The sequence below is a fragment of the Lacibacter cauensis genome, assembly GCF_007830055.1.
GTDB lineage: Bacteria > Bacteroidota > Bacteroidia > Chitinophagales > Chitinophagaceae > Lacibacter > Lacibacter cauensis.
The window spans coordinates 226460-244735 of the sequence record NZ_VLLE01000003.1 but is presented as its reverse complement, the minus strand read 5'-3'; the positions used below and the strand labels follow the sequence as shown (position 1 = coordinate 244735).

General features: G+C 41.3%; 17 protein-coding genes. 3 read left to right on the top strand and 14 right to left on the bottom strand.

Annotated elements, in window-relative coordinates:
* Positions 1–15 precede the first annotated feature (15 nt).
* Complete coding sequence (locus tag IQ13_RS06285; protein ID WP_144885256.1) at positions 16–2256, top strand: hypothetical protein; 2241 nt, start codon at positions 16–18, stop codon at positions 2254–2256.
* Here the strand turns inward: IQ13_RS06285 and IQ13_RS06280 are convergent.
* Positions 2235–3125: a diacylglycerol/lipid kinase family protein gene (locus IQ13_RS06280; protein ID WP_144885255.1), complete on the bottom strand. Its 891-nt coding sequence runs from the start codon at positions 3123–3125 to the stop codon at positions 2235–2237. The genes IQ13_RS06285 and IQ13_RS06280 overlap by 22 nt on opposite strands.
* Before the next feature lie 38 nt (positions 3126–3163).
* Complete coding sequence (locus IQ13_RS06275; protein WP_144885254.1) at positions 3164–3595, bottom strand: hypothetical protein; 432 nt, start codon at positions 3593–3595, stop codon at positions 3164–3166.
* 159 nt (positions 3596–3754) lie between these two features.
* Between IQ13_RS06275 and IQ13_RS06270 the strand changes: the two genes are divergently transcribed.
* Positions 3755–4078, top strand: a complete 324-nt coding sequence (locus tag IQ13_RS06270) for a hypothetical protein (RefSeq protein ID WP_144885253.1) — start codon at positions 3755–3757, stop codon at positions 4076–4078.
* A 4-nt stretch (positions 4079–4082) separates the two neighbouring features.
* Here the strand turns inward: IQ13_RS06270 and IQ13_RS06265 are convergent, their stop codons facing one another.
* The 4 genes from IQ13_RS06265 to rbp all read right to left on the bottom strand — a co-directional run bounded on the left by IQ13_RS06265 (position 4083) and on the right by rbp (position 7115).
* Entirely contained in the window at positions 4083–5129 is a 1047-nt protein-coding gene (locus tag IQ13_RS06265) for a 3-oxoacyl-ACP synthase III family protein (RefSeq protein ID WP_144885252.1), read from the bottom strand.
* 124 nt (positions 5130–5253) lie between these two features.
* On the bottom strand, positions 5254–6285 hold the full coding sequence (locus IQ13_RS06260) for a 2-oxoacid:ferredoxin oxidoreductase subunit beta (protein WP_144885251.1): 1032 nt from the start codon (positions 6283–6285) through the stop codon (positions 5254–5256).
* A 67-nt stretch (positions 6286–6352) separates the two neighbouring features.
* On the bottom strand, positions 6353–6700 hold the full coding sequence (locus IQ13_RS06255; protein WP_144885250.1) for a carboxymuconolactone decarboxylase family protein: 348 nt from the start codon (positions 6698–6700) through the stop codon (positions 6353–6355).
* A gap of 94 nt (positions 6701–6794) precedes the next feature.
* Positions 6795–7115, bottom strand: coding sequence for an RNA-binding regulator (gene rbp, locus IQ13_RS06250; RefSeq protein ID WP_144885249.1), 321 nt, complete (start codon positions 7113–7115; stop codon positions 6795–6797).
* Between the two features lie 473 nt (positions 7116–7588).
* On the opposite strand from rbp, the gene IQ13_RS06245 reads away from it, so the two are divergent.
* Positions 7589–8779 carry a T9SS type A sorting domain-containing protein gene (locus IQ13_RS06245; RefSeq protein ID WP_144885248.1) on the top strand — a complete coding sequence of 397 codons (1191 nt, stop codon included), beginning with the start codon at positions 7589–7591 and terminating at the stop codon, positions 8777–8779.
* A gap of 130 nt (positions 8780–8909) precedes the next feature.
* Here the strand turns inward: IQ13_RS06245 and IQ13_RS06240 are convergent, their stop codons facing one another.
* The 8 genes from IQ13_RS06240 to IQ13_RS06205 all read right to left on the bottom strand — a co-directional run bounded on the left by IQ13_RS06240 (position 8910) and on the right by IQ13_RS06205 (position 18265).
* The gene (locus tag IQ13_RS06240) at positions 8910–10550 is read right to left on the bottom strand and encodes an ABC-F family ATP-binding cassette domain-containing protein (protein WP_144885247.1); all 1641 of its coding nucleotides are present in this window, start codon (positions 10548–10550) and stop codon (positions 8910–8912) included.
* 189 nt (positions 10551–10739) lie between these two features.
* Positions 10740–11507, bottom strand: coding sequence for a 3-keto-disaccharide hydrolase (locus IQ13_RS06235; protein ID WP_199758199.1), 768 nt, complete (start codon positions 11505–11507; stop codon positions 10740–10742).
* A gap of 5 nt (positions 11508–11512) precedes the next feature.
* Positions 11513–11923, bottom strand: coding sequence for a c-type cytochrome (locus IQ13_RS06230; protein WP_144885246.1), 411 nt, complete (start codon positions 11921–11923; stop codon positions 11513–11515).
* 23 nt (positions 11924–11946) lie between these two features.
* Entirely contained in the window at positions 11947–13002 is a 1056-nt protein-coding gene (locus IQ13_RS06225; protein ID WP_144885245.1) for a sugar phosphate isomerase/epimerase family protein, read from the bottom strand.
* An 80-nt stretch (positions 13003–13082) separates the two neighbouring features.
* Entirely contained in the window at positions 13083–14240 is a 1158-nt protein-coding gene (locus IQ13_RS06220; RefSeq protein WP_144885244.1) for a Gfo/Idh/MocA family protein, read from the bottom strand.
* A 117-nt stretch (positions 14241–14357) separates the two neighbouring features.
* Positions 14358–15773 carry a Gfo/Idh/MocA family protein gene (locus IQ13_RS06215; RefSeq protein ID WP_144885243.1) on the bottom strand — a complete coding sequence of 472 codons (1416 nt, stop codon included), beginning with the start codon at positions 15771–15773 and terminating at the stop codon, positions 14358–14360.
* A gap of 34 nt (positions 15774–15807) precedes the next feature.
* On the bottom strand, positions 15808–16473 hold the full coding sequence (locus IQ13_RS06210; RefSeq protein WP_144885242.1) for a gluconate 2-dehydrogenase subunit 3 family protein: 666 nt from the start codon (positions 16471–16473) through the stop codon (positions 15808–15810).
* A gap of 43 nt (positions 16474–16516) precedes the next feature.
* Positions 16517–18265, bottom strand: a complete 1749-nt coding sequence (locus tag IQ13_RS06205) for a GMC oxidoreductase (RefSeq protein WP_144885241.1) — start codon at positions 18263–18265, stop codon at positions 16517–16519.
* Between the last annotated feature and the right edge of the window lie 11 nt (positions 18266–18276).

Genomic DNA, 18276 nt, shown 5'->3' with positions numbered 1-18276 from the left:
CGTAACTTCTGCTTCATGAAGAAATACCTGCTTGGCATATGGTACTCCTTTCCTGTACAATTAATTTTTCTGCATTTCAGAAAATACCAACTGCTGCTGGTATTTTGGTTTTTATTAGGCAGTGCCGTGAGCGGAGGCTTCATGCACACCTATGGTGCCAACTCACTTTTTCTATCGCCTGAATATTTAGGACGTGTAAATTTTCTTAGCGCCTTTTTTGTAGGCACCGCTTTTGGAGGTTTTGTGATGAGCTGGAATATTGCCAGCTTTATTCTCTTCAGCAGTTATTTTAAATTTTTAGCAACTACATCAAAGCCTTTTTCAAAATACTGTATTAATAATGCAGGTATACCACTTATTTTCCTCATCAATTTTTTAATACAGCTCATTCGTTTTAACCGCTACAAAGAACTGTTGTCCGTTACGGAAGTATTATGGATTGAATTTGGCTTTTTAGCAGGACTGTTTCTGTTTTTGTTTTTCTCCATGCTTTATTTCTACGGGTATGAAAAAGCGATCCTTAAAACGATGCATCCGGTGTTGCGTAACCCGCAGCAGTTTATGCAGCAATACAAACCCGACGGGAAACCTCACAACCACGAACAGCTTATAACAGTCAACTATTTTTTAACCAGTTTCTTCAGTATTAAGAAAACAAGAAACGTTTCACACTACAGCAGTTTGTTTCTTGATGTTATTTTTAAGCGTCATCATTTTGCTGCTGTAATGGCAATTGTATTGGCGTTTCTGTTGTTAATGATCTATGGATTGTTTCTGGATTATCCGCAATTACAGGTTCCGGCGGCAGCAAGCATTTTTATCTTTTTTGCAGTACTTATTGGTGCAGCTGCTGCGTTGGCACACTGGCTTGATACCTGGAGCATTCCTGTTTCGATACTGCTGGTGCTAGTTTTTAATTTGCTGTTTCGTTACGAATACATCGACATTCGTAATAAAGCTTTCGGTTTAAATTATGAAAACAGACAAAAGCGGCCGCAATACAATCTTCCAGCACTTAGCGTTTTGTGTAGTGCAGAACAAGTGCATACTGATAGTTTAAACATGATTCGCCTGCTGGAAAACTGGAAACGAAATCAGGGGGAAGAAAAGCCTCTGTTTTATGTGCTTAATGTTAGCGGTGGCGGAAACCGATCTGCAACGTTTACTGTAAATATGCTCTCACGTATCGACAGTTTTATGAACGGACAACTGATGAAAAAAACAGGTTTGTTCTCCGGTGCCTCTGGCGGTATGCTCGGCTTAACATATTATCGTGAACTGTATCGTGAGCAACAAAAAGGAAAAGCTGTTGCGATTGCAAGAGAACAAATCACCGCTAATATTTCCAAAGATCTGCTGAACCCGATTTTCTCAGCCTATGTAACAAGAGATCTGCTTACACCTGCACAGAAATTTTCTGTTGGTCCTTACCGTTTTGTGAAAGACCGTGGTTATGCATTTGAACAACAGCTTAACTATAATACCGGATCTATTTTAAATGATCGCTTGACCGATTACCGGACCGATGAATTTAATGCAACTATTCCGTTGGGCATTTTCAGTTCTACTGTTTCGCAGGATGGGCGTAAGCTCATGATCTGCAGTCAGCCAATCAGTTTTTTAATGCGGCCCCGTTCCGATAGTGCAAAAGGTATTACTGCCGAACCCGATGCCATTGACTATGCCGCATTTTTTAAAGAGCTCAATCCCTATAATATCCGTTTGCTGACAGCGTTGAGGATGAATGCAACTTTTCCTTATGTATTACCAAATGTGTGGCTACCCACTAAACCAATTGTTGATGTAATGGATGCCGGTCTTAGAGATAACTATGGCCAGGAAATTACGCTTCGGTTTTTGCATGTATTCAACGATTGGCTAAAAGCAAATACATCCGGTGTGGTGTTTATACAGTTACTCGATCGTAAAAAAGGTGAGTGGAATGATGATTTAAAAGAACCCGGCATCGGCGATATTTTATACAAACCCGTAACAACACTGCAAAACAATTTTTATAAAGTACAGGACTATATGCAGGAAAGTATGCTTAGCTACTCCGTAGATGATATGCCGATGTACCGCTTTCATTTTATGTATCGTCCGGAAAATGCAAAACAAGGTGCTGCACTCAGCTTTCATTTAACCAAACGGGAAAAGAAAGATATTGCAGCAGCTGTAAGCGATTCGTTTAATAACCAGGCTTTGCAACAACTTTTAAAGCTCACATCGGCAACTCAGGGCATTAATAAAGAGTAAGCAGAGGGAATCACTTTTATGTGAAAAGCAGTAGCGCCTTCTTTTCCATCGCCATCAATATGTAACGGAGCATTTTCTTTGTTTGTGATGGTTAATTCTTTCGATTGAAAATAAGTGATCCCGTTTCGATTTGCAAAGTCAGTTGTAAACGTACCAAAACGGATATGCCATATTACACGAACTATCAATGCTAATAAATTCGCTTTTTCAACTGCCACAATATCCAACAGTCCATCCTGCAAACTCGCTTTTGGCGCAATGGTAAACTGGTTGCCAAACTGGTTACTGTTGGCAATGCTGATGAAGTAGGCGTCAAGTTCAATATTTACTTCAGGAGAAGAAATAGTAAAGGGATATGTTTTAATAGAAGTAATATTCTGCAGCGTAAGTTGAATGTACTTCATCAAGCCACGTTTTGACTGCCGGTCAAAATCATGTGCCACTTTTGCATCGAAACCAATTCCGCTTAACATACAGGAAAATTTTCCATTAATTTCAAATGCATCAACCCGTTGTGCGCTGCCGTTAAAAATAATATCAAACGCTTTATCGATCGTTTTCGGAATGCCTGCTGCAAAAGCCAATCCGTTTCCCGAACCACGGGGTATAATACCAATGTTTACAGGTAAGTGATAAATAGCGGCAAGGATGGTACTGATGGTTCCATCGCCTCCTGCAATTATTACATCGGTTACAGCTGCTGTTTTTATTTTTTCGATGAGGAAAGAATAATCAGCATCGGCTCTGCTATGTTCAATAGAAAATTCAACCTTCTCTTTTTGGCAACGCTCTTCAATAAGTTGTTGTAACGGCTTACCTTTTTGTACTCCGGAGCGTGGATTGAATAAGAAAATAAAACGTCGTTGCATTATTGTAAAACTACTGGCGAAAAATGAAATGATAAAGCTTATCGCTTAGGATACAATACATCTCTGTTATACGTCCATACCGCATCCTGCAAATGATTAGCTGCTTTTTTGCGAAATAAAGATGCCACAAGGTTTATTGTATTGCCACTTAAAATAATTATGTTACCGGGTGCCCTGTTTTTCTGTGCTATAAGAATTCCGCCAATAACTGCAGCCGTACCTATTAAAGGAAGCGTATTACCAACATTACGGCTTTTGAGATATTGTTTATAATAACCTGTTGCTTCTGGCGACAAGAGCATCAGATTTTGTACAGTAGTTTTCTCCAGCACAATACCATTCATGCTGATGCGGTTGCCAAGCCTTATGGTTTTTTGATTGTACTGCAAACGCATTGAATCGGCATTAATTTGCCCGACTGCATAAATACTGGTCAAAAGAAAGGCTATAAAAAGAAATACCTGTTTCATTACTATACTATAAAACGAAGATAATGTTGAATTGAAATAGCTGCTACCCGTTTTTCCATTCAACAACTAACAGTTGTGCATATCGAAAAATACAGCTTCACAATTTATTCATTAGTTGTTTTAATCATGTTAAACTACATTTGCACGTCAAACAACAATATGAAGCATCAAACATTACGCATTTATTTTTCTGTTTTATTACTATGTGCTTCTGTATTGTTTGCGGTACCTCTTTTTATGTACAAGTACGGTACTGACGAGCAATTCCTACTTGTTGTTGAGGTGCTTTTATTCGTATTTCTTTCTTCTGCAAATTATTCCGATCGTAAAGAAGTATTGGTTGGCAGACGCAAAACACATTTCGTAATCATTATTCTTCTTTCAATTGTATTATCAATTAATGGACTGCTTTTAATCAATAAGGTAAAAAACACTTCTACCTCGTTTCGTTCTTCAAACGAAAGTTCCGCTATTTATAATTAATCTTTTACCATTTCAACAGTGCGCTTGCCCAGGTAAAGCCACTGCCAAAAGCTGCTAAACAAACAAGATCGCCTTCGTTTATTTTGCCCGCTTCCCATGCTTCGCATAATGCAATAGGAACAGATGCTGCTGTGGTGTTACCGTACTTTTGAATATTATTAAACACCTGTTCATCTTTCAACTTTAGTTTCTGCTGCACAAACTGTGCAATACGCAGGTTCGCCTGGTGGGGGATCAATAACTTCAAGTCAGATGCTTGATAGCCGTTTGCAGTCAGTGCCTCCATAATCACTTCCGGAAATTTTACCACCGCTGTTTTAAAAACTGCCGGACCATCCATATTTGGAAAGTTCTGTGCTTCATCAATCATGGCATGACTCATAAACATATCGCCCAGTTCTGCTTCATTAAATGTTGCCGCATCAGCCTTCCAATGATTAGCATGGGTGCCGGGATTAAACATTGCCAGTATTTCAGCATCTGTACCATCGCTGTGCAAATGCGTACTGAGTACGCCTCGGTTTGCATCCTGTGTTGGTTGCAGCACAACAGCTCCTGCGCCATCACCAAAAATTACACTTACGTTACGGCCACGTGTACTAAAGTCTAAACCGAAAGAATGTTTTTCTGCACCAACCACCAATATGTTTTTGTACATACCGGTTTTAATAAACTGATCGGCAACAGAAATAGAATACACAAAACCACTGCATTGGTTACGAATATCCAACGCTCCCACTTGTTTCATTTGCATTGCCCGCTGCAATAGCACACCACAGCCGGGAAAGTAATAATCGGGACTAAGTGTTGCAAAAACAATAAAGTCGATATCCTGTGCAGTAATGCCGGCCCGTTCAATTGCAACTTTTGCAGCTTCAACCCCCATTGTTGTGGTAGTTTCTTCTGTACGGTGAGCATACCTTCTTTCTTTAATACCGGTACGCTCCTGAATCCACTCATCGCTTGTATCCATGTATTGAGTGAGGTCGTTGTTGGTTACAACATGCGATGGCACATATTTACCGATGCCGGCAATTTTACTCCGAATCATATAGCAAATCGTTTAGAAAAGTAAGTTAGGAATTTGCATTGATTTGTAACGATTACAACTCCAACTATTGTAACTGCAATAAAAAAGGGGCAAAAGCCCCTTTGAATTTTTTAGTTTGCAGATGTTAAATGATTTCCCACACTTCATTTCCACGCAAAAGCTTATCGAGGTTGCCAACACCTTTTGTACCGATAGCTTCATCAATCTGTAATTGAAGTACATCTTCGTAACATGCACGTTCTGTTTCGTAAAATACACCAAACGGTCTTGGTAAATGTCCTGCAATCCGTGGATCATCGAACATACGTACCAATATCTGCGCTTTGTAAAAATCTTTTTCGTTGTGCACCCACAAATCATCCTTGCTGTGGCCTTCATTCAAGTCAACAATCACGGGGTTAAAGCCATCCAGCTTAACACCCTTGTCTTTATTAGCACCAAACACTAAAGGCTCGCCATGAGTTAGAAACAGTGTTTCGTCTGCCTTGCTCGATTTTTCCGTAAACACTTCAAAAGCACCATCGTTAAAGATGTTACAGTTTTGATAAATCTCAAGGAAAGAAGCGCCCTTGTGTTGCTGACTGCGGAGAAGCATTTCCTGCAGATGTTTAGGATCACGATCCATACTACGTGCAACAAATGTTGCATCGGCACCCATTGCCAAAGCCAACGGATTGAACGGATGGTCGATACTGCCCATTGGTGTACTCTTTGTAATCTTCTTTTGCTCAGATGTTGGAGAGTACTGGCCTTTTGTTAAACCATAAATCTGGTTATTAAACATCAATATGTTGATGTCGAAATTGCGACGTAACAGGTGAATGGTATGATTACCGCCAATACTTAAACTATCTCCATCTCCGGTTACAACCCAAACGCTTAGCTCAGGTCTTGCAGCTTTCAATCCACTGGCAATTGCAGTTGCACGTCCATGGATCGAGTGCATACCATATGTGTTCATATAATAAGGGAAGCGGCTACTGCAACCGATACCACTTACTATCACAATATTTTCTTTAGGAATGCCTAATGTTGGCATTACTTTTTGCACTTGTGCAAGAATAGAATAATCGCCGCAACCAGGGCACCAGCGTACTTCCTGGTCGGTTGCAAAATCCTTGGCTGTAAGGGCAGGGGCTGTAGTTACTTCACTCATATAAAAAAGTTGCATCAAATTTACGCAGAAAACTGACTGGTTCGCACCTAAAAAATACTGATGATGGTTAGTTGCCCGCAATCAGTTCTTCCCAGTACTCTGCAGCACGGCGGGTATGCGGAATTACAATGGTTCCGCCCACAATATTTGCCACAGCAAAAATTTCATACATCTGCGCTGTAGTTACGCCCAATTCGTGGCATTTTCCAAGATGATACTTTATACAATCATCGCAACGCAATACCATGCTGGCAACCAAACCCAACATTTCTTTGGTTTGTGTAGAAAGTGCGCCTTCGGCATATGTATTGGTATCGAGGTTCCAAAGACGTTTAATAACAAGATTGTCTTTACTAAGAATTACCTCGTTCATTTTGGTGCGGTAGTCGTTAAATTCCTGTACCAGATTACTCATATCGTTTTGTTTTTAAACAAAGATACCACCTGAACATTGTGTAAAACAAAAGCCCCGCTTTTGCGGGGCTTTGCTATCTGGTATTTAAACAAGATTAGTAACGGTTGTTGCTGAAGCTTCTGTTACCACCAGAAAAAGAACGACGGCCACCATTGTTGCCACCTGCACGCTCTTCACGGGGTTTAGCTTCTGTTACTTTAATAGCACGGCCTTCTACCATACCACCATCGAGTTCGCTGATAGCTGTTTTTGCAGCTTCATCATCACTCATTTCAACAAAACCAAAACCGCGGCTACGGCCAGTGAATTTGTCGTTAATTACTTTAGCGCTGGTTACATCACCATAGCTTTCAAAAAAACCTCTTAAGTCGTCATCTGTTACGTTGAAGCTTAAGTTAGAAACATAAATGTTCATGTTTGTTAATTAAAACATTGATAAATAAAGACTGAGCAAATACGGAGCTTAAAGAAGAAGACTAACTATTAGCAGATTGTGCGTAGCAGGTAATACGATTCACTTACAAAACACTGTATAACTCAAAATAACGCCGCAAAGATAGGGGTATTACAGGGGTTTTTACCTATCAGAAGGCGGTTTACAATCCTCTCCCAAAAAAAATTTGACTTTTTTTAGGCTTGAAAAATTTCCATTAATGCATTATTCCACAAGCTCTTAGCTGCACTTAATACGAACCCTAACTCGTAGATTTACGATTACAATTAAAAAAAATACTGTAAAACATTATGAGATTTCAAAACTAGCATATACTTTTGCTATGTAATTACCCTTAGAGAACGATACATACTTTCTAAACAGTTATTTCCAGACTGTTTTATTTACCATCGCCTTCTTGGGGTTTCTACCTGAAAACTATAAGTAACCGTACCATGAAACAGAAATTTTACCCCGTAATTTGTGCAATTGTTATTGCCCTCAACTTTTTCTCAACTTCAACTTCTGCTCAAACAGCTCTCGTAGCCGGAAATTATCCAGGTTCATCAGAGAATTTGTTAGGCACCCGTTACAGAAAAATCAGAATTGAAAACGACGAGCAGAATAGTGCTATTTATGCCGGTATCCCGGATTTAGGTAATAATCGCAATAACAGCAAAAACGAGCGTGATTTCAATTATGGCAGAACTGGAACTTTCACATTCCAGATTACTTACAACTTGAGTAATAATACTTTTACAACGGTTACCACTGTTGGAAGTAACTCAACAACTACAACATTCTCCAACGTATCGAATAAATTATCGGCAGACGGGAAAAACGTTTCTGCTGCAAACATTAACCTTTTAACTTTAAAAGTTAAATCGTACACCAACAATACTATCACTGTATCAAATCTTACAATCGAGGGTATGCCTGTTCCCGGCACATATGGCCGTTCAAACTCACAGGGCACATCAAATTGGCATTTAACATCGGCATTATTAAATGGCGGGTTTGTAGTTACCGGCACTGTAACAATGAGCGGATCTATGCATGAAGGAAGTGAATCACAACTGATCGAGTTTGGTTTTGCTAACTCAGCATCAGCTCCTGGTCCGCTGCCTGTAGTTTGGGGTGGTTTTGCCGGAAAGCGTGTAAATAATTCAACTGTTGGTTTACAGTGGAGAACAATGCAGGAGCAAAATGCTTCTCACTACAATATTCAACGTTCAGAAGATGGTGTTCATTTCCGTACAATTGGTATGGCTATGGCACAGGGTACTACTGCTTCTGTAACAGATTACAATTTCGAAGACAAACAAGCAACCGGCAACATGTACTACTACCGTTTAGAGCAGGTTGATCTGGATGGTACAAGCAACTTCTCTTCGATCATCAAACAAGGTAACGGCGGTAAAAAGACATTGGTTGGCGGTCTTGGAAGCAACAAAATTCTGGTTCAGTTCTTCAGCAACGATAACCGCAACATCCGCATCGTTAACAACAGCGGTGTTGTTGTAAAGCAAATGAACAGCACTACACAAACACAAGTGTTTGATGTAAACAATCTGCCTATGGGTGTTTACGCATTACAAATCATTAACAGCGATGGCACTTCTGAAGTACACCGCTTTGTAAAATAATTCTCTGAGTTCTCTTATGGTACGGATCTGAGGACAGCAGTTTCCACTACAGTCCGACTTGGATCTAAAGAAAAAGCCCCACATTAAATATGTGGGGCTTTTCTTATTTCATAAAGAATATCCTTTTAGCTTAAGCCGATACTGCCTCGCCGTACAGCTCCTGCTGCAGCTGCTTAACCCGTGCATCCTCCAGGTATTCGTCGAAGGTGGTTAAACGATCGATGATACCACCCGGGGTCAACTCAATTATACGATTAGCAGTCGTATGCATAAACGTATGGTCGTGTGATGTTAACAGCACAACTCCTTTGTATTCAATACACTGTTCGTTAAAGCTTTGGATACTTTCCAGGTCGAGGTGGTTGGTTGGCTGATCGAGTACAATTACATTGGGGTTTTGCATCATCATTTTACTGATCATGCAACGTACTTTCTCACCACCACTCAACACGTTCGTCTTCTTCATAATATCATCACCACTAAACAACATCTTGCCCAGGAATCCACGGAGGAAAGGTTCATCGGCATCGGTAACATGGGTTGGAACGTATTGCCGTAACCATTCCATCAGGTTCAATCCTTCGGTAAAAAAGCTGTTATGCTCAACCGGTAAATACGCTTTTGTAATGGTTGACCCCCATTCGTATTTCCCTGCATCTGCTTTTTCTTCATCATTAATAATATCAAAGAAGTGGGTTACAGCGAGTGGATCTTTACTTACAATGGCAATTTTGTCGCCTTTGTTAACCGTAAAGCTTACTTTATCGAACAGTACACGACCGTCGATGCTTTTCTTCAGGTTTTCAACATTCAGAATCTGGTTACCTACTTCACGCAAAGGCTGGAAAATAATGCCGGGATATTTTCGGTTCGATGGTTCAATTTCTTCAATAGTAAGTTTTTCCAACGCCTTTTTACGGGACGTAGCCTGCTTACTTTTTGAAGCATTAGCGCTGAATCGGGCAATAAAGTCGATAAGGGCCTGACGCTTCTCCTCAACCTTCTTGTTCTTATCACCTAATTGGCGTGCCATTAACTGACTGCTCTCGTACCAGAAAGTATAGTTACCCGTAAACACCTTGATCTTTGAACGATCCACATCAGCTACATGCGTACAAACAGAATCTAAAAAGTGACGGTCGTGACTCACTACCAATACAATATTTTCATAGTCGGCAAGGAAATTTTCTAACCAGCCAATAGTTTCAATATCCAATCCGTTGGTAGGCTCATCCAGCAACAGAATGTCGGGGTTGCCAAACAAAGCCTGCGCCAGTAACACACGTACTTTTAAGTTTGAGGGAATATCCTTCATCAACATCTGGTGGTAATGGTCTTTCATACCAAGGCTGCTGAGGAAAGTAGCTGCATCACTTTCGGCAGTGTAGCCACCCATTTCGCCAAACTCGGCTTCCAGCTCGCCAGCCTTCATATAGTCATCTTCGGTAGCATCTGGATTAGCATAGATGGCATCTTTTTCATGCATCACATCCCACATTTTTTTGTGGCCCATCAACACCGTGTTCAACACCGTTTGTTCATCGAACTCGAAATGGTTCTGTTTCAACACAGCCAGGCGTTCGCCGGGTGTAATTTCCACTGTTCCCTTGTTGGGCTCAATTTCGCCACTCAGGATTTTTAAAAAGGTACTCTTTCCTGCACCGTTGGCGCCAATTACGCCGTAACAGTTTCCTTTGGTGAAGTTGATATTCACTTCATCGAACAATACCCGCTTACCATAAGAGAGGGTTATATTTCTTGCACTGATCATAGTTGTGATTGTGTTTCAACAGTTGCTGCCCGAAGTTTAACACTTGGACGCAGCATACTCATTTTTTGAAGCCGCAAAGGTACGGGAAAAGAGGCAGGGAAGGGGTTTGAAAGAAACAACGTTTACCGCATTAAAAAGCCCTCCATTTTGTGGAGGGCTAACTTGAGCAGGCTCAAACAAATCTGTTTATTACAATTCTTTGATCTTAATATTCTTAAACCAAACATGGTTACCATGATCCTGTAATGCAATACGTCCTTTTTTATAGGTACCAAAGTCGGGCCATGCTTTAAACTTGCTGCCGGCAATCATTTTTTTCCAGCCTTCGTCCCACATGGTAGTGGTTACTACTTTAACACCATTGAGATAAAACTCAAGTGTTCCGTTTTGCGATTTGATTTCTGCCAGATTCCATTCCAAAGCAGGTTTCACTGTTTCGGGAGCTGAGGTAATCAAATCATACAAATCACCTGCACGATGCTTGATGATCTTTGCATCGGGATGGCATTTGTTATCGAGCACCTGCATTTCCGGACCGGTCATCCACGGAAACTCATACTTCGCTGTGTCTTCATGAATATTAAAAATAATACCGCTGTTGCCGCAAGTATCAATCTTCCACTCCAGTTTTAAATGAAAGTTTTCGTATTCCTTATCACTTACAATATCACCACCATCTTTTATTTGCCAGTTTTCTTTTTGATTGGCATCTAAATGCAAAACACCATCTTCTACTTTCCATGCACTGCCAACAGGAGCGCCGCCGTACTTGTGCCAGCCCGCTGTTGTTTTGCCATCGAAAAGAGATACCCAACCTTCTTTTACTTCCTCATCGGTTAATAAGGATACAATCGGTGTTACAGATGTAGAAGTATCTGCATCAGACACTTTATCTCCTTCGTTATTGCAGCTAATGGCCATTGCAATCGTTGTTGCGAATAAAACAGAACGAATCATGTAATTTATTTTTTAAGTAAAAGGATATATTTCACCATTTGTTCTGCATCAGCTTGCGTAACAGTTGGGTGAGCTGTCATAGCCACTTCGCCCCAAACACCGGTGCCACCTTTTATTACTTTCTCTGCAAGCATTTTCACATTTGCTTCGGTGTTTTCGTATTTGTTTGCCACATCACGATAAGATGGTCCAATTACCTTTTCATCTACTTTATGGCAGGTTAAGCAATCGCTGCCCGCAACCAATGCCAGGCCTTTTTCGTAATCGGGATTAGCAGATGGATCAGGTGCTGTTGCAGCTGCTTCTGCTGCTTCCGATTTTGTTTCAGTTGTTGCAGCATCCTTTTTTTCTTTATCTGCACCACCGCATGCTATTAAAGCCAACGCAACTACTGAACTAAATAAAATCTTTTTCATAATTATTAGTTTAAAATTGAAAATTAATCGAGGCCTAAAATACGACGGTTCGAAGCAACATCGCTTCCTCCGCCTGCAAAATCATCAAATGTTTTATCGGTTACACGGATGATGTGGTTTTTGATAAACGCTGCACCTTCTCTTGCACCATCTTCGGGATGTTTAATGCAGCATTCCCATTCCATTACCGCCCAGCCATCGTAACCATATTGTGTAAGCTTACTGAAGATGGTTTTGAAATCAACCTGTCCATCACCGGGCGAACGATAACGGCCTGCACGATTTAACCAGCTTTGATAACCACCAAAGGTTCCTTGCCTTCCGCTTGGATTAAATTCGGAATCTTTTACATGAAATGCTTTGATGCGCTCGTGATACAGATCGATGTATTCAAGATAATCGAGTTGCTGCAATACAAAGTGCGATGGATCGTACAGCAAACATGCTCGCTTGTGATTGTTTACTTTTTCCAGAAACATTTCATAGGTAATACCATCGAACAGATCTTCACCAGGATGAATTTCGTAACACACATCAACGCCACATTCGTCGAAGTAGTTGAGAATAGGCAACCAGCGTTTCGCTAATTCTTTAAATCCTTCTTCAACCAAACCATCGGGGCGCTGCGGCCATGGATGAAACGTGTGCCACAACAATGAACCGCTGAAGGTGGCATGTGCTGTTATTCCTAAATTCTGCGATGCTTTTGCGCCATACATCAACTGCTGCACAGCCCATTCCTGTCTTACTTTGGGATTTCCTTTTACTTCATCTGCAGCAAATGCATCGAACATGGCATCATAAGCCGGGTGCACCGCAACAAGCTGACCTTGCAGATGTGTACTGAGTTCAGAAATTTCCAAACCATAACTGTTGATTTTTCCTTTCAACTCATCGGCATAGGTTTTACTTTCTGCTGCGAGTTTTAAATCGATCAATCGTTTTTCCCAGGTGGGAATTTGTACTGCTTTAAAACCAAGTGATGCCGCCCATTCGCAGATTGTTTCCAAACTGTTGAATGGTGCTTTATCGCCCATGAACTGGGCTAAGAAGATGGCAGGTCCTTTAATCGTTTTCATACCCCAACCCCTAAAGGGGCTTTTTTGCTTTTGGTTAATAATAATACTGTTGAATTTCAAATTTAAAGATCAAGGTAAATTTAGAGGGTAAACTCTTTCCACTTCACCTCACTCTTTCCGCTTTCAATTACATTATCTACAAATGCCATTCCACGCACACCTTCGTTTACACCGGGAAAATCGAGCCACTCTTGCTTAGGTTGCTCTCCGTTCATTTTTGCACGAACAGTTAAAATAAAGTTGCGGTATAAATTACCGAATGCCTCGAGGTAGCCTTCGGGATGGCCTGCAGGCACCCGTGTATTATGCGCAGCAAATGAACTGTTGTAACCGGCACCTGTTCTGTAAACTTCCGTTGGCTTATCTAACCATTTTACCAGTAAACTATTGGCTTCTTCCTGCTTCCATTCAATACCACCTTTTTCGCCATATACACGAATCTTTACATTATTCTCTTCACCTGCTGCAATTTGTGTTGCCATGAGCACACCTGTTGCACCATTGTTGAATTTTAAAAAGGCTGCACCATCATCATCCAGCAAGCGTCCTTCAACTACGGTATTAATATCAGAGCAAAGATGTGTTACTTCCAACCCTGTAACATATTCAGCTAAGTTGAACGCATGTGTACCAATATCGCCCATCGCACCGGCTTTACCACTCTTCTTCGGATCGGTGCGCCAGCTGGCTTGTATATTACCTGTTCCTTCTAGGAATGTACTCAACCAGCCCTGCGGATACTCCACATATACTTTTCTGATCTTTCCTAACGCTCCGCTTTTTACCAATTGCTTTGCCTGTTTTACCATCGGGTAACCGGTGTAAGTATGACAAAGCAATAAGCTCAATCCTGTTTCTTCCACTTTCGCCTTTAATTGCTTTGCTTCATCTAATGTAAAAGTGATGGGCTTTTCAATTACAACATTGAATCCTTTTTCCAATGCCATCATTGCCGGATCAAAATGCACAAAGTTGGGTGTAACAATACTTACAAAATCGATGCGCTTGTCGGCAGGCATAGCTGCTTCTTTTTCCAACATCACTTTGTAATCGGTATAAATGCGCTCTTCATCCAAGAACAACATGTTGCCCGATTCAATGGCAACTGCAGGCACAGCACTAAGTGCACCTGCAACAAGCTCAACCTGTCCGTCCATATTTAATGCAATGCGGTGTACGGCGCCAATAAAAGCGTCCTTACCACCACCAATCATTGCCATGCGAAGTTTTCTGCTCATAGTATTAAAAGTTCAAAATGTTTTATACTCACTTTTTGTGAATGGTCAATGGTGAGTTGTGAATGATGCGAAGCTGTCAAAGGCTCTTTACCATTCACAACTCACCATTAGTTATTTTTACCAGCCTGTTCTGTACTCTCTTTTTACAAACTGATTTGCTTCGTCAAAGTTGGTGATTTTCATATTCTGTGCATCCCACAATAATTTTTTTCGGCCAAGATATTTATCACCCCATCCTGTAAGCTTTGGATTCTTGATCATCCATGAACGGATAGCCAAATTACCCATCAATATACTTTCTGTAAACGGACCGGCATATTCAAACGGCGAACTTGTTTCTGCATTACCATAACCAGCCATACACGCATTTACCCATTGTACATAGTGACCTTCAGGTACACGCTTCAATGTTTGCTTGGGTAATTTAGCTTCTTTCATACGACTTGTAGGTAACAAGCGTGGATTAGCACCATAACAATCGCACATCATTTTCCCTTTTGTGCCTTCGAAAATTACACCACCATCCCAGTTGCCCATTTCTTCATCGGGTAATAATTCTGCCGGACGTTGAGGTAACAAACCACCATCCATCCAGGTAACTTTTATTTCGCCTTTACCATCGGTACGTGGATAATTCAAATGAATAATCGATGCAGGCGGACAACTATCGATATATCCTGCTTCTGTCCAGGCACCTGTAAATTGATTAGGCAAACTACATTCTACTTCGTTCGGATAAAGAATGGGAAGTATACGATAGATAGGATCCATGATGTGGCAAGCCATATCACCCAATGCACCCGTACCAAAAGCCCACCAACCACGCCAGTTGAATGGATGATAAGCAGGATTATAATCTTCATACTTCGATGGACCAATCCACAAATCCCATTTCATCGTTGATGGAACAGTATGTGTACCGCTTGGTTTTGCTAAGCCTTGTGGCCATACGGGTCTGTTGGTCCATGCATATACTTTGGTTACTTTACCAATCAGTTTGGCATCGTACCACTCTTTCATGCTGCGTACACCATCGCCACTGCCGCCCTGGTTACCCATTTGTGTAACCACTTTGTATTTTTTTGCAGCTTCGGTAAGCATACGTGCTTCGTAAATATCGTGTGTTAACGGCTTTTGCACATAAACGTGTTTGCCTAACTGCATGGCTGCTAATGTAGCAACTGCATGTGTATGATCGGGAGTTGAAACCGATACTGCATCAATATTGTTTTTTTCTTTCTCCAGCATTTCACGATAATCGTAATAGAATTTTGCTTTGGAGAAACGCTTCATGGAGCCTGCTGCCTGTGCTTCATCTACATCGCAAAGCGCAACAATATTTACGTTAGGGCTTTTGGCAAACTCTGCCAGGTCACTGGCACCTTTACCACCGGCACCAATACCGGCGATGTTTAAACGATCGCTTGGTGCAATATAACCGGGGCCGCCGAGTACATGACGGGGTACAATAAAAAAACCGGCAGTTGCCACAGCTCCGGTACGGAGAAAGTCTCTTCTCGATTTGTTGCTCATAATAATAGTTGTTTGTATAGCTCGGAAAGTATGATCAGGTTGTTTTATCGAACGAAATACATTCTTTCAATTCTTTTTCGGTGTAGGAAAGTCCGTATTGTTTCAACACATCGTCGGGTACACCATTCCATTGGTTAGGTGTGTTACCCATGTACCCCAAATCTTTTACACCAATTTGTGAAGTATAAAATCCTGTTGCCGTGAGGTTACGCATCAGGTTAAAGAAAGCAACTCCTTGTTTCATTTCGGGTTTTGCTTTTTCAGGATAAGCAATATCATCTACAATAGCAATCTGCTGTTTGCTGTCGCAATCAATAAATGCTTTTTCAAAACGCTTGGTACTTTCAAGATCGAGCCAGCGCAAACCACCACGCATGGGTGTTTGGTGTTGCGGCATATCTTTTACAATAAACTCAATAAAGTCGGGTACACCGGCTTCTGTTGCACTGCCGCTAACATCATCCTTTGGTATAATAATGTCGCTAAGAACAGCTATTGTTGCCATTTCATGTTTGGAGAAAAAAGTCTCTGCCATTAGCTTGGCTTCAATCTCTGCTTCTTCTTTTGTACGATCGATGGTACTTGCAGGTGTTGCGGTTGATGCATTTACTTTTTCATCAGCTGTTTTACAGGCATCCACCAATACCGATGATGCAACGGTACCAACTAAAATGGCTTTAATGGAATCTCTTCTTTTCATAAAACAATATTTCTTGCAGCGGTGCAGAGTCCGCTGAGTTGGTTTATAAATTTCCTTTCTTCAATTCGCTTACAATGTATTCACTTGCACGCATGCTGAGGGCAAGAATGGTCCAGGTAATATTCTTATCGGCTTGCGATACAAAAGCAGCACCATCAACCACAAACAAATTTTTACAATCGTGAGCCTGATTGTGTTTATTTAATGCACTCTTCTTTGGATCATTCCCCATACGTGCAGTTCCAGCTTCATGAATAATTTTACCCGGAGTTTCCAACCCGTAACTGTTTTCCGGACCATCATCGCCACCCCAGGTAATAACAGCGCCCATGTTGTGCATGATTTCTTTAAACGTTTCCTTCATGTGTTTGGCCTGTTTAATTTCATGTTCACTCCACTTTACATTAAACTTCAAAACAGGAATACCGTACTGATCTACTACATCCGGATCAATGGCACAATAATTACTTTCTAAAGGAATGGCTTCGCCACGACCGGCCATACCAACATTGGCACCATAGAAATAACGGATATCTTCTTTCAATGATGCACCATAACCGCCCGCTTCTTTTTGTTTACCTGCAACAGCATACTTGCCATTGAGCATTTGAATGTTCATACCAAATCCATAAGCAGGTTGCCCCATGCCGCCCCAATACTCAATGTGATAACCACGGGGAAAATCAAGTTTCTTATTATCTAACCACCAAGGCGAATAAATATGCATACCACCCACACCATCTTCGTTGTATTTTTTACGACCAAACAATGTTGGCAGGTAACCACCCAACGCAGCACCGGTACTATCGTGTAAATATTTGCCAACTACATTGCTGCTGTTGGCCAAACCGTTTGGATGACGTGGCGATTTTGAATTCAATAATAAGCGTGATGTTTCGCAGGCACTTGCAGCAAGTATCACCACTTTGCCTTTTACCTGGTATTCGTTCAGGTCTTCTTTATTTACATAACTAACACCTGTTGCCAAACCTTCTTTATCCGTTAATACTTCACGTGCCATGGCATTGGCAATAACATCTACATTACCTGTTTTAAGTGCAGGGTAAATTAATACGTTGGTAGATGAGAAGTCGGCTTTTGCCACACTGCAGTTGCGGCCGCATTGCGAGCAATAAAAACAGGCACCACGTTCGGTAGTGCTTTCAATTTTCTTGGTAAGAATAGATAAGCGTGATGGAATAACCCGGACGCCTGATTGTATAGCAGCATTCTTAATAAACAATTCATGCAGACGTGGTTTTGGCGGAGGAAGAAAAAATCCATCCGGATCATTTTCCAAACCTTCGTTAGTTCCAAAAATACCAATCAGTTTATCTACACGGTCGTAATACGGTTTTACATCTTCGTAACCAATCGGCCAATCATCGCCTAAGCCATCAATGCTTCTGCGTTTAAAATCTTTTGGTCCGAAACGGAGAGAGATACGCCCCCAGTGATTGGTACGGCCTCCAAGCATACGTGCACGCCACCAATCCCATTGCGTACCTTTTTCTTTTGTATAAGGTTCGCCATCAAGCTCCCATCCGCCATAACATGCATCAAAATCGCCAAAGGGCCGATGTTTGGTACTGGCGCCACGGCGTTTACTTTCCCACGGGCCTTTTAATTGTGTAACATTTTTCTGCGGATCGTACATCGTGCCTGCTTCGAGCAAACACACTTTTAATCCAGCCTTGCTTAATTCGTAAGCTGCCATACCACCACCGGCACCAGAGCCTACAATAACAACATCATACGTTTTTGGCTGGACTTTTACCTGGAAATCTCCCATGACATGCAATT